This window comes from Winogradskyella sp., from assembly GCF_965228925.1.
Taxonomy (GTDB): Bacteria; Bacteroidota; Bacteroidia; order Flavobacteriales; family Flavobacteriaceae; genus Winogradskyella.
In genome coordinates this window covers 1,062,057-1,075,665 of sequence record NZ_OZ245845.1, presented here as the reverse complement: position 1 = coordinate 1,075,665, position 13,609 = coordinate 1,062,057, and the positions used below count along the sequence as shown (strand labels likewise).

Annotated in this window: 11 protein-coding genes; 6 read left to right on the top strand and 5 right to left on the bottom strand. The window is 37.1% G+C overall.

The features are described from left to right. The first annotated feature begins 4 nt into the window (after positions 1 to 4). The gene (locus ACO052_RS04360) at positions 5 to 355 is read left to right on the top strand and encodes a hypothetical protein (protein ID WP_422106795.1); all 351 of its coding nucleotides are present in this window, start codon (positions 5 to 7) and stop codon (positions 353 to 355) included. Between the two features lie 40 nt (positions 356 to 395). Further along, positions 396 to 1,094: a hypothetical protein gene (locus tag ACO052_RS04355; protein ID WP_422106794.1), complete on the top strand. Its 699-nt coding sequence runs from the start codon at positions 396 to 398 to the stop codon at positions 1,092 to 1,094. Here ACO052_RS04355 and ACO052_RS04350 read toward each other — a convergent pair. Further along, positions 1,091 to 1,573: a CBS domain-containing protein gene (locus tag ACO052_RS04350; protein ID WP_422106793.1), complete on the bottom strand. Its 483-nt coding sequence runs from the start codon at positions 1,571 to 1,573 to the stop codon at positions 1,091 to 1,093. The two genes, ACO052_RS04355 and ACO052_RS04350, sit on opposite strands and share 4 nt — an antisense overlap. Before the next feature lie 113 nt (positions 1,574 to 1,686). Here ACO052_RS04350 and ACO052_RS04345 point away from each other — a divergent pair, with 113 nt between their 5' ends. Further along, on the top strand, positions 1,687 to 2,496 hold the full coding sequence (locus tag ACO052_RS04345; protein ID WP_422106792.1) for an NAD(P)H-binding protein: 810 nt from the start codon (positions 1,687 to 1,689) through the stop codon (positions 2,494 to 2,496). Between the two features lie 69 nt (positions 2,497 to 2,565). Then, positions 2,566 to 3,273: a hypothetical protein gene (locus ACO052_RS04340; RefSeq protein WP_422106791.1), complete on the top strand. Its 708-nt coding sequence runs from the start codon at positions 2,566 to 2,568 to the stop codon at positions 3,271 to 3,273. Between the two features lie 68 nt (positions 3,274 to 3,341). On the opposite strand, the gene ACO052_RS04335 is transcribed toward ACO052_RS04340, so the two are convergent. Both ACO052_RS04335 and ACO052_RS04330 read right to left on the bottom strand, forming a co-directional pair. Continuing rightward, positions 3,342 to 5,408, bottom strand: a complete 2,067-nt coding sequence (locus ACO052_RS04335; RefSeq protein ID WP_422108040.1) for a M13 family metallopeptidase — start codon at positions 5,406 to 5,408, stop codon at positions 3,342 to 3,344. A 99-nt stretch (positions 5,409 to 5,507) separates the two neighbouring features. Next, positions 5,508 to 6,038, bottom strand: a complete 531-nt coding sequence (locus tag ACO052_RS04330; protein ID WP_422106790.1) for a hypothetical protein — start codon at positions 6,036 to 6,038, stop codon at positions 5,508 to 5,510. A gap of 168 nt (positions 6,039 to 6,206) precedes the next feature. Here ACO052_RS04330 and ACO052_RS04325 point away from each other — a divergent pair, with 168 nt between their 5' ends. Further along, on the top strand, positions 6,207 to 7,160 hold the full coding sequence (locus ACO052_RS04325) for an NAD-dependent epimerase/dehydratase family protein (RefSeq protein WP_422106789.1): 954 nt from the start codon (positions 6,207 to 6,209) through the stop codon (positions 7,158 to 7,160). A 32-nt stretch (positions 7,161 to 7,192) separates the two neighbouring features. On the opposite strand, the gene ACO052_RS04320 is transcribed toward ACO052_RS04325, so the two are convergent. After that, positions 7,193 to 7,684: a winged helix-turn-helix domain-containing protein gene (locus tag ACO052_RS04320; RefSeq protein WP_422106788.1), complete on the bottom strand. Its 492-nt coding sequence runs from the start codon at positions 7,682 to 7,684 to the stop codon at positions 7,193 to 7,195. 88 nt (positions 7,685 to 7,772) lie between these two features. On the opposite strand from ACO052_RS04320, the gene ACO052_RS04315 reads away from it, so the two are divergent. Then, a complete protein-coding gene (locus ACO052_RS04315; RefSeq protein WP_422106787.1) occupies positions 7,773 to 9,278 on the top strand; it encodes a serine hydrolase domain-containing protein in 1,506 nt (501 codons plus the stop codon). Positions 9,279 to 9,510: 232 nt separating this feature from the next. On the opposite strand, the gene ACO052_RS04310 is transcribed toward ACO052_RS04315, so the two are convergent. Continuing rightward, entirely contained in the window at positions 9,511 to 13,329 is a 3,819-nt protein-coding gene (locus ACO052_RS04310) for a M48 family metallopeptidase (RefSeq protein ID WP_422106786.1), read from the bottom strand. Between the last annotated feature and the right edge of the window lie 280 nt (positions 13,330 to 13,609).

Sequence of the window (13,609 nt, the reverse complement as noted above, 5' to 3'; positions counted from 1 at the left end):
TATTATGCAACGACAATGCCCGGAATGTGGCACTAAAATTATTGGTAGAATAGATAAAAAGTTTTGTAGTGATGGTTGCAGAAATGCACACAACAACCGTATTAACAAAGACTCTAAAAATCTAATACGAAACATTAATAATCGCCTGCGAAAAAACTATAGGATATTAGAAGTCTTAAACCCCAAGCAAAAGACCAAATGCTCCAGAGCCAAGCTTATTGAAAAGGGATTCGACTTTAATTATTTTACAAGTATTTATACCACGAAAGCAGGCACTATCTATTACTTTGTTTATGACCAAGGGTATTTGCCTTTAGAAGGCGATTACTATGCTTTGGTAAAACGAGATGATTAATTGTTCTCTTTATTATAGTTTTAAATATATGCCAATCCTTATGTCTCCTACTTCTTTTCTCTTGTTGGTTTCCGTCGGTATTATTGTTGTTTTAGGAACCGTCTTATTCAGTAAAAAGGCGATATTCACAAGGTCTTTATCAAGAATCCCATTTAGTTCTGTTCCAAACCTAAAAACGGACGAATTATCGAAGCTATATGGTAAAGCGCTTCATGTCAAAACACCATTGCGTTCTCCCTGTACGCAGCGCGAATGCGTGTTATATCAACTAAAGATTGAACAATACGGCAGCAATGGTAAACAATCGGGTTGGAACACCTTGATTGAGGTTGAACGTTTTCAAGAATTCTTTCTAGAATGCAATGGCGATTTAGTCATTGTCAAGCCCACAACAAATCCTAAGAACTACAATTGCTTTTTAACTAAGGATAAAATAGAAAGAATAAGTTCTTCTGCTGATCCGTCGCCGGAATTTAAAGCCTTATTGAACGACCATGATATAAAAATAAAAAATTGGTTAGGCTTCAAAAAAACATTACGATATCAAGAAGGAGTTATCGAAATTGGTGAATATATCACATTAGCTGGCATTGCTAAATGGAAATCACTAAGTGAGCCTATACCAGAATATCCCTATTCGAAAATCGCCGCCCTAGAAAGTACAGCACAGCAGAAGCTCTTGATTACAGACTTACGTCAAACATTTCCTAAAAATAGTGTATCAACAAGGAATGGCTAACCTTTGGTAGTACTATTCCAGTTGACTCCTTTTAGCTGCAAAGCGGCTTTTAAAATATCTTTTTGGCTGATCTGACCTACCAATTTACCATTCTCAACGATGGGGAAACGCCTGCGCTTCGAATTAAGAAACTTATTGGCAGCGTCAAAAACGTCCATATTGCCATCAATGGTTTCGACATTCCTTGCCATACGTTTTTCCACATTGTCATGTGCCAACGGCATATTATAGTAGCGACTTTCACTCAGTTGCTTTAGACAATCCCCTTCAGAAATAACGCCAACCAATTCGCGTTTATCATTAACCACTGGCCCACCAGAAATCTTATATTTTATCAACGACTCCACCACTTCTTGCACCGATTGATCAGGTCTAAACGTTACAAGGTTCGTTGTCATATAGTCCTTAACTTTTAATGCTATGGGCTGCGTCGTATTTTGCTGCTGCTTACGCGACCCTTGAAAACTTTTTATCCCCATGACGTTTTATTTTTAGTGTGAATCTTAAAGTTACTGAAAATTAATCGTTTAGCAAAATCGAAGTATTTTAAGCTATTGTTACGTATTTTTAAGGCTTAAATTTTCAGGGTAATTTGGAGACACAAATTAGCATTATAGGTTGTGGTTGGTTGGGGCTTCCCCTTGCTAAAACCTTGATCTCCCATGGGTATAAGGTGAAAGGATCCACAACATCTAAAGACAAGCTTGACCTGTTAGCCCAAGCAGGTATCGACGGTTTTTTGATTCGCTTAGACAACGAAGGCCTTATGGGGAATTACACCGAATTTCTATCTGGTAGTGACATCGTGATTATTAATATTCCACCAGGCCTAAGAAAAGATCCCAGCAAAAACCATGTAGCCGAACTACAGCATTTCATCTTAGCGATTAAAGCACACAACATCCCCAAGGTGCTCTATGTCAGTTCGACCTCTGTATTTAAAGACGACACTCATTTCCCCATAATTGATCACAATACTAGGCCAAACGGAATTTCGAATAGTGCCAAACAGCTTATAGCCATCGAAAATATGCTTCGAGACCACAAAAGCTTTAATACCACTATTATTCGTTTTGGCGGTCTGTTTGATGCAAAAAGACACCCCGCGCGCTATCTTTCGGGAAGGCAGCATATCTCAAATCCTGAAGCCCCCATAAATCTTATCCATAAAAGTGATTGTATAGCGATTATTTCAGCTATAGTCAAAAACAACCTTTGGAATCTCAGACTAAATGCCGTTTTTCCTCAGCATCCATCAAAAAAAGAGTACTATTCGGCCTACTGCAAAACCCATGATTTAGAATTGCCAACCTTCAATTTATCTGAAAAAAGTATAGGAAAAATTATCGACAGTTCAGAACTGGAACGACTTTTGAATTACAACTTTGAACATGGGCTATAGAAATTAATAGTTTTTTAAGACCTAATCCCTTTAATTTTTATAGATTTAGCCCTTTAAAATTTAGAACTAATGAAACAGATTACAATTGCAGTTATGATGCTGTTCTCGCTGAGTGTTTTGGCACAGACTAATGGAGACCTGAAAACGCACTACGAAGCTTATTATAAGCAAATGAAAAAACAAGGTGATGTTCAGGGGATCATCAATGCCATTACGCACTTAAATATTTTAGACCCGTCGGTAGAAAGACAAGATACGCTCGCTTATTTATACCTTTCTGAGGGTAAATATATGCAAGCATTAAATACGATTGGAGTCGACAAAAACGCTACTGATTCTGATATGAACGTTGAAGTTAAGGCTTTGTCCCTTAAAAATCTGAATCAGCCAAAACTCGCTTTAGAGCACTACGAAATATTATTTACACGTAGTCCTAATGTTTACCTCGCCTATGAAATGGCTGATATGAAAATTCAGATCAACGATTTAGCTGGGGCCAAAACAAATATTGAATATGGTTTAGCGAATGTAAAGGATGACATGAAGCGTGCTTTTTATGAAACGCAGCAACCTTACGAAACGTCTATGAAAGCGGCGTTATTATGCTTAAAAGGTTTATTGACCTTTACTGAAGATAAAGCGGCTAATATTGATGCCTCTATAAAGCTGATGAACGATGCCTTGGCCATCGATCCTAATTTTAATTTGGCAAAAGTAAGTAGACAGGCTTTAGAGAGCCAGAAAGCACAGCAAGCTGCTGCTACAACTAAGAACTAATAGAAGAAGATATTTCAACAAAAAAAATGCGGCTTTAAAGGCCGCATTTTTTGTTTAAATTCTTCTCACTACCATATACGCACGCGATCTTCTGGTGGCAAATACATGCCGTCACCTTCTTTAATATCGAAGGCTTCATAAAACGCATCAACATTCTTTAAGGGTTGCGTAGCTCTAATATGACCCGGTGAATGTGGATCTGTATTAATCTGTGTTCTTAAGGCTTCGTCCCGGATTAAGGTTCTCCAAACGGTGGCCCAAGACATAAAGAAACGTTGTTCTGCCGTGAATCCATCAATATCCTCTGGTCTTCCGTTTTCTTCAAAATACAACTGTAGCCCATCATAAGCCCCTAGTACACCTCCGAGGTCCCCTATATTTTCACCTAGAGTAAATGGTCCATTGACATAGACAGAATCCAATACTTCAATTGCGGAATACTGATCCGCTAAGGCTTTTCCTCGTTTTTCGAATTCGGCCAGATCCTCTGGTGTCCACCAGTTATTGACATTACCATCGGCATCAAATCGTGCTCCAGAATCATCAAAGGCATGGGAAATCTCATGACCAATCACCGCTCCAATGCCTCCATAATTAACCGCTTCATCGGCTGTGTAGTTGTAGAATGGCGGTTGTAATATGGCCGCTGGAAATACAATCTCATTGTTTAATGGATTAAAGTAAGCATTTACCATTTGTGGTGGCATACCCCATTTACTTTTATCTACAGGCTCATTAATATCACTCAGGTTTTTCTTTTGTGCCCAAGCTCCTACAGCTAACATGTTATCAGCATAAGAATTACCTTCCTTAACTTGTAACTCCGAATAGTCTTCCCACTCATCCGGATAGGCAATCTTCACCGTAAACTTATCTAATTTCTCTATGGCCTTTTCCTTTGTCGTTTCGCTCATCCAATCCAAATTGGTAATACGCGCTTGGAAAGCCTTAATCACATTCCCAATCATTTTTTCAGCCTTATCCTTAGCCTCTGGTGGAAATTTTGCTTGTACATAGAGTTGACCTACGGCTTCACCAACACTACCATCTACGGTACCAAGGGCGCGCTCGTTAGCAGGACGCATTTTTTTAGCCCCATTCAATGTTTTTCCGTAAAAATCCCAATTGGCCTTTTCTAATTCTGTGGTTAAGAAGCCCGCGGCATTATTTAAAGTACTCCACTCCATTAGGGTTTTAATATCCGCAATCGGTGTCGACGTTAAGAAGGCATCCAAGGCTTTCATATACTTTGGCTGCATGACCAATAGCGTATCTACCTTCTTTTCAATACCCATATCATCCATAAACTTTTGCCAATTAACAGATGGCGCCATGGTTTGTAAATCCGCTACAGATGTTGGATTGTTAAAATTTCTTATATCCCTGCTCGCCACCTTGTCTAGACGTGGTTCCGCCAATTGTGTTTCCATTGCCAAGATTTTTTCTGCAGCCGTACGGGCGTCAGCTTCTGAATAATTAATATACTGAAGCATGCGCGCTACATGGTCTACATATTGGCCTCTGATTTCTTTGGTCTTGTCATCTTGGTCTAAATAATAATCGCGCTGTAATCCTAATCCACCTGGAAACACCCAAGCGGTATTCATACTACTATCATTAAGATCTGGATTAGCTCCAATACCTGCAAATGGTGCAGACACACCAAGTGTCGATGCAAAAATCGTTTGCATATCGCCTAGGTTTTGGATACTGCCTATTTTATCTAGTAAAGGTTGCAAAGGCTTAATGCCTGCTTCATTACGGGCTAGGGTATCTAACTCGGACTCGAAAATTAATAGGGCTTTCTGCTGATCTGACCCCTCTTTATAAGTTCCTAATTCCTTCGAGGTATTTAGTATGTTCAAAACATCTTGACGGGTCGATTTGCGGAGTACACCAAAGCCGCCCCAACGGGTTTCATCATCTGGAATGGTATTGGTCTCTAACCATTTCCCATTAACGTATTTGTAAAAATCTTCTTTTGGACTCACGCTTTTGTCCATGTTTTCCAATATAATACCTGGAATTTTTTCTCCTGCAAGAGCAGTGTCTTTTTTGGCGTCGTCTTTACATCCTACAATAGCAAAGAGCACCAAACCTGATAGCGCAAGGACGCGCCTAAGATTGGTTTTCATCATATGATTTTTAGTTAATTAGATTTGTTCTCGTTATTAATAAGACCGATTAGTCGTAGCAATTGTTACAACTTAACAAAACTTTAAGACATCATTGGTTTAATATTCTGACTCAATCTGGCTGTAAATATCCTTCTCCAATTTTTTGTTGATTTGATAATTGAGGTTGGAAAAAGCGATTAATACCTCCTCAACACTTTGTAGTTTAAGACTGTAATCGATATTATCTAAGGTCAGGTTTTCATTTAATCGCAGAAGTGTCGTTTCAATAATGGTCGTTCTGGATATAATGGGATTGGTCTGCAGCGTATCTGGAATTTCGAGCTTTAAAGTATCTATAAACCCTTTCAGAAGGGCCTTATCCCCATTAAAAAATGATAGATCTGCTTTTTTTAAATAGCTGACCTGAATTGCCAACTCTTGGTATTTATCCCAGTTGACAACCACCTGTTCTCCATTAGAGCTCAGTACGTAATCCGTAAATTTAAAATCCTCGATGGCCTTAGCTGTAATCGCCTTTTTTTGGTCCGTAGCTGAAGTATCATCATTTATGGTTGATGGCTTATTATCTTCTCCGCAACTTACCAATAGAAGCAATGATAGATTTAAAAGGATACATGCAATTTTCATTTACGCTTCAATTTGATTGTAAATATAGGTAAACTATAATTTTGGGCACTTAGTATATGGCAAAAATAAAGATTGTCAAATTTTTAATAATAATGCCGTTTTTTTGAAAATTTTAATTTTTACACGGCCAAATTCTTGTTATTTTTGATGATGCTATAATTAAACGATATGCCTTCTAAACTATTGATTATTGGCGCCTGTGGACAAATTGGCTCCGAACTAACCACGAAACTCAGGGAGATTCATGGTGTAGACAATGTGATTGCTAGTGATATCAACACCAGAAAATTAGATTTGGTCAATTCTGGTCCTTTTGAAATTATTGACGCCAAAAATTTTAATGCGATTAAAGATTGTTGTAAGCACCACAATATAGACACCATTTATTTAATGGCAGCTTTGTTGAGTGCCACTGGTGAAAAGTACCCTATGGAAGCCTGGGATCTCAACATGAATTCGTTGTTTCATGTACTTAATTTGGCTAAGGGTGGTACGATTAAAAAGGTGTATTGGCCAAGTAGTATTGCGGTTTTCGGACCAACAACGCCTAGGGAATACACGCCTCAACATACCGTTTGCGAGCCTACAACGGTCTATGGCATTACTAAACAAGTTGGGGAACGCTGGTGCGAATACTATCATAAAAAATATGGTGTGGATGTAAGAAGTATTCGTTATCCGGGTATCATAAGCCATAAAACCATGCCTGGAGGTGGCACGACGGATTATGCCGTAGACATCTATCACGAAGCGCTTAAGCACGGCACCTATGAATGCTTTCTTTCAAAAGACACCATGTTACCTATGATGTTTATGGACGACGCTATTAAAGCGACCATCGATTTAATGCAGGCTCCGAGTGAGGCTATAACTATTAGATCCGCCTATAATTTAGCGGCTATTTCGTTTACACCTCAACAGATTTACGAAAGCATAAAAAGACATTTACCAGATTTTAGTATTACTTACCAACCCGATTTTAGACAAGCTATTGCGGACAGTTGGCCATCCTCTATCGACGATTCAGTAGCGCGAAAGGATTGGCATTGGCAACACCATTATTCACTAGATGGTATGACAGAAGTTATGCTAAATGAATTAAAGAAGATATACCCACAATAGGCTTACAAACCTCTTAAACAGATACTAGGTATTTAATTTGAACTTATCTCCATTTCGGACGAAGGTGCCTGAATGATAATATCTTCTTCAACTGTATATCCATGTGTAAAAAGCAATAGTAACATTGCCGCAATAGATATATAAATGAGTCCCGCAGTCCATTGCTTCTTTCCAATGGCAAACATTTTACCCTTGTCTTCTGCAATTAATAGCTTATACCCTTTTTTGGGTATGGTCACAATAGTCAACTCATCTTCAAGACAGTTGTTTTTTATTAAGTTTCTGAGCTTATAGATGTTTTTTCTTAAAGCCGTTTGTCCAACAAAAACATTAGCCTCCCAAACGGACGCAATAAAATCTTCTTTAGAGACCAAGGTATTTTTGTTATGAACCAGTTTTAATAAAATGGCTGTAAGCTGTGGCTCTAAATGACAAGTCACAACATTTCCCTTCTTATAGATGATGAGAATGTTTTCATCTTCTAACAGTGTCACCGACTTCGATATTAGTATTTGCGATTTCATAAAAAAGACATTAAAAGGACATTCATTTCAACTAAAAGTAGGCATCCAAAACTAACTTTAAAAATTATTAACAAAATTATATCAACTCATGAAGTATTCATCAATCATCTATCTCATCACTTTTTTAGTTTGTTTATTCAGCTGCGGTCAGAACCCAAACAATGATACATCTTTAGCTGAGAACACAACTAAAACCTATACAACGAAAAACCTGAATCAACTAGAGTCCTTAATTGATGGGCTCGAAAAAGAAGGTATGTATGGTGGGTTTCTTCTTATGGAGAAGGACAGCATTTTATTTCAAAAAAGCATCGGGTATTCAAATAAAGAAAAAGCTATTAAAAGTAATCCCAATACGATTTATCTGTATGGCTCCATCGTTAAAGATTATACCATGGCACTTATTTTTTTGTTGGAATCTGAAGGTAAGCTCAACACCAATGACAAAATCTCCAAGTACTTTAAAAATGTTCCCGAAGACAAAAAAGATATCACTATTGGACAAGTGATTAATCACACATCTGGTATCGTAGAATATCAAGATTTGGTGAATGATGATGTCAAAAAGAAATATCGAGACTTAGGATACCCTAATGATTTATTCCCAATGACCAGGGCAGAAAACTTAGATGCTATTTTTAGTGCAGAGCTTAGATTTAAGCCGGGAACCAGTGATGGTTATTCAAATGCAGGATATACACTGTTGGCTATTTTAGCAGAGAATGTTACTAAAAAATCATTTGAGGACCTTATTCATGAGTATATTTTAAAGCCTGCTAAAACCAAGACAGCGGATTTTTACGATAGCCCATTGTGGAAAAAGGAGAATGTAGCTGTTGGCTATAGTAAATATACTTACGGTGAGGAAAATAGTCCGGTATACTGGCCAAGAAATCCTGGCGCTATTAAGGGCAATGGCGGACTCGCAGGAACACTTATGGACATCTACTTAGGAGCCAAGTACATGTATACGCTTGAAAAAACGAATCCGACCTTCAGAAAACTCGCTAAAACCTATAAGTACATCCCTGAAATCCCTATGAATTATCACGGCTCAGCAGGTGGAGGCATGTTGGGTTTTGTCGCTTTTAACTTTGCCATAAAAGATAAAGAGCAATATCTCATTTATGCCTCAAATAACAATACCACTGGGGAGGATGAAAATATGCTACGACAGGTCACTAAGCTGGGCTTTGGCTTTGATATTGCTTCTTTAATTCCTGGAGAATTTGCCGATGACACTAAGGGAGAGGAAGAGGTAAACACAACTGGCAAAGGAGACAAAAATAAATGGGGTTTACCGAACAAACTCAAATACGATAGGCTAGGTGCGCTTATAGACGTATTGTCCAACAAAAAGAGGTTAACTGACTTCAGAACCCAAGACTGTTCGGATAAGTTTTCAAAAAAAGTGTCAAAACTATATAAAACATGGCCAAAATCTAAACACTTACAATACCATCAGGTCACCTCTTATGGCACTGAGATGGAACTCGTTCTAAAAGACACAATAACTCAGAAACAGTATACCTTTGATATAAAACTCGAAAAAGATATCCATGCAAAATTCAAACAAATAAAGTTTAAGAATTGAGTTTAGTCATGATTTAGATATGTCATCACTGACAGTTAGCCATTCGCTGTAGACGATTCAGTAGTGCCTAGGATTGGTAATGGTAACACCGTGATCCATTGGGCGCTATGTCTGAGGTGATGCTTATGAAGCTTAAAAAAAACATAAGACCATTTAGGGCATTATATAAATTAATACTACAACCGACATTGGTACTTAGTGTCACTTCTTAAGCCTACATAAACATAGCCATTTAAAGATTTAAGTATGGCTTTTCATTGGCATACAACCCTTTATCAATTATAGACTTCCATTTTTGCGGAATATTATAATTCCATGCTACTACAGCCATTAAATATGCTTCGGCTTTCCATCTTATGCCCAAGTCCTTGACATGGTTTTCTATAGCCGCTATGTTTTTACTTTTCACATAATCTATCAATTTTTCCATAAAACCATTTTCAAAATCAAAAGGCTTAAAAAATTCTAAATACTCAGAATAGGATTCATTCTTTTTAATGTTTAACCCAATGGTACACCATACTGAATTTAGGTTTATACCGTCCATGGCATCAAATTGTTGGAGTCTATCTTTCACTTTATCTGCACTATCCTCTGACGCTGCCAAAAGCCTTAGAAAATAAGCCTCAGATTCTGGAAATTGTTTTGACAGTTCAAAGGCCTCTTCAAGTTTACCTTCATTAATTAAGTAAAAAACATAATTTTGATTTAATTCACCACCATCTATATTTCCTGTTTCCAAAGCTTGATAATATGCGATATCTTCATTCATTAATGGAAATTCATAATCACTTCCCATAGCGTTTACAATTCGGTTGACTCGTAACATATCCGCGCCTACGATATTAGCCAAACCTTTGTTTTTTTCTATGACAACTTTAAAAGCATCCATAGCTTTGTTCCATTTTTCGTTTTCTGCATAAACCCCTGATGATGCATAGGCCAGCCAGTCATGATCGGGCCACCTCTCATAACCTTTTATAAACGCTGTATTTTTAGCTTTTTCATCTTCTATACATCTTGTGGCTAAATAATAATAATTTGCATTATCTGGATTGTTTTCGGACAAATGGGTGTGCTTTTCACATATACTAACTTTTGAAATAGAATCCGCCAAATCCTGACTAGCTCTCATGCTTTCTAATTCATCTGGGTAGATTTCCAAACGTTTCGAAACGATGTCTAAACCATTTTCAACCTGATTTAAATGGTGCAACCAAGAGGTAATATCTTCTGAATAAGGAGGATCCCATAGGCTATGAGCTATAATCATATTATTCTGCTCCTTGGGATCTTCAACAATAGATAGTAAATTACTTGGCATATCATTATAAACCTGTACAACATCTCTTTTTGCACCACTACTAGATGATGAGGTGGATATTGAACTTGGCGGTTCTTCTAATACATGATCGCCTTTGGCCGGAAACCAACGTTTTGCGCCCAGAAAGTCTGTTGAGTAGTCTCCCTCATAACCATAATAAACAGGATAAGACACAAAAGTTGCTGCTGCGCCTACATTATAGATATAAGACGAATGTTCATCCGCACTAACATCTATATTTTCTATTATGTGACCATCTCTAGTTTTTGTAACAATTGTATAATCTTTGCCATAGCTAAGTTTAAGGTCTACATTTGATTTTGGTGGTACAATGTAGGTTGCATTATCCACAGAAACATCTACATAGGTGTTTAAACCATTGTATAGATATACTGGTAATTTTTGCGAATAGGACCCATAATAGAGAGAAGCAAATAGAATTCCTCCTGCAACAGCAAATTTCATCACCGAAGGAACGATTCCGTCACCAATAAAAAACCGATCCCAAAATCCTAATTTACGTTGTATTTTACGTTCCGTACCAGGCGTTCTTTTATCATATTCTAAAACCGTGACTATTTTCTCTGGGCTACCCGTTAGACTTCCAGAGTTTAGATAGGCGGTCTTAATTTTATCTTCGGTTTCTAAAAGCAACTCTAAAGCTTCATTTCTTAAGTTTTGCAGAGATTCTATTGCCGAATTTGCCCAACTTGCAACCACCTGAGTCCAGTCATTTATATTCTCTTTTGAAGGAGGTGGCAGTTTGAATTCTTCAAAAGAGGATTTATAGGACTCAATTTTCATGTTCTTGAGAAGTTCAGAACTCAATTGTATACTGTCTGGGTGTTTGTAAATTCGTCTTAAAACATTATGATAATCATTGCACACATTCATAATTTCTACAAGCTCAGATGATGATACTTTTCCATCGGCAAGCGCTATGCTTAAGGTATTGTTATATTTTCTGGCGACGTCGTTTATATTGGTTATAGAATGCTCTGCATAATGTGTTAATGCTGTTAACTTTTTTAAATAATATACCCATTCGGCATTTAGCTTTTCGGCTGCTTTAACATGAACTAATCTGCAACGTTTGTCATGCGCTTTTAATTTGGTTCTTAATTCTTTTTCTTCTTTTTCGATAGATGCAATAACTTCGTCAATATCACGTCTTTTTATCTGATTTCCACGATGCCAAATCACTCGTTTTTCGAGAGTTACTGATTCATTTTTACTAATTGTTAATGCTTCTCGCTCTTCTAATAGTTCATTTAAGAGATTTACATCTTCGTTTAACGTTTTTGGATATAATGTTTCAAATGATTGTTCTGTTATTACAAAGTCCTCATCAGCTTCAAATATCTCTTCAACCGTATCAAAATTTAAAAAAGGAAACCTGTGTAGGAATGCTGAATGGTATTTTGAATCTAAAAATAACCAATTAAAATGCCTTTTATCCTGCTGCGCAATAGCTATGTCAATTTCTAAGTCAGTGGTCTTAGTCTTAGCTGTTTTTATCAGCATATCAGTCATTTCTTCTCTATACTTTTTTGAATCAGAGAATAAATCCCATGATGATCGATTATCAATTGGTTCTGATATATAGATCCTTTTCGCGTTATTTTCTCTATCAATATCTGCTGGATGTGTAGACCACATTTGTGGTGGATTATACTTTCTCGATGTGAAAATTCTGTGGTTCTCAGGATTGGTTTCTGGTACGCTTGGCGACTTTCCATACGTCGGTTTGTCCAGCACTTTAGCCATTTTCTCAACATAGTTAGACTGAAGTGCAAACATATCATCCACCGCCCTTTTATCTCTAAGCTGAAGATTCATTTCATCCAAAGCATTCTGATAGGCTTCATCTGCGATTTGCAGTTTATATAATGCGTGAATGAGGGCGTCACTTCCTGTGAGTGAAACAGCAACAAGGTCTGCTTGAAATTCCATTTCTCGAGACAGCGCTCTTTCTGCTACCACAACTATACTAAAAAATATTTCTATTATGGAACGAATAGACCAAACCAAGATTGATAAAATCCAACCTACCCAAGCTATCCTCAAATCAAATCCTGATAAACCCGATAAAAAGGAATCAAAAATGTCTCGCTTATTTACAATTTTATGAGCAATTTGCTGTGCGATATAGACATACCTCCCTAAAAGCATTGAACGCTGCGCAAAATGACCAAACTCGTGGGCAAGAACCGCTTTAAATTCGCCTAAATTGAGAATGTTGACTAGGCCTAATCCTATTTCTAGATTTTTTTTAGATGGAAATATGAGGTTAATAAGCGATAGATCATAAGAAACACTGGCATTAACCCTGTTCGATAGAAATACTTTATGTGGTCTTGGAGCTCCAGCTTCATCAGATAGATTGTACAAAAAATCAAATAGTAAAGGCTCTTCTTCTTTAGTTATATATCTAATCGTAGGGTCTTTTTCTCTTTTATTAAAAAGTATTAAGGATTTAGCCATGAACAATGACAAGAACCCAAAGCCTATTGCCAAAACGTATTTTAAAAAGTGGCCACCAAATTCATTGGCATCAACGAAGATATGATAGGCCAACCTCCCAAACCAAATCATTAGGACCAAATACATGACAATAAAAAACAATAATCCAAAGATAGATAACCATACGTGTTTTGTAAATGACCGTGTAGGCTTAGTGAAATTTTCCGGAATTTTTGCAGAAATCGGCGTGTAAAAACTTGTCATTGGGTGATGATTATAATTAGTTTTCGAAAAATAGAAATAAAATACACAGCTACGACAATCCAAACTACTTTTTCTTGTTTGCAAGGTATTTTCGATAAAGTACTTTTTATCTCAACGGATGCTAAAAATCGATGTTTTGATATTAAACCAAAGCATTTTTAATAGTCCAATTGAAAATTAGAACCGACTAATAATACATGATATACCGCTTCGAGATTTCAAAATTATTGGTGTATCGCGATGGCAACCCCTCTTATCTCGGTGCTTTTTCTCTTCGTCA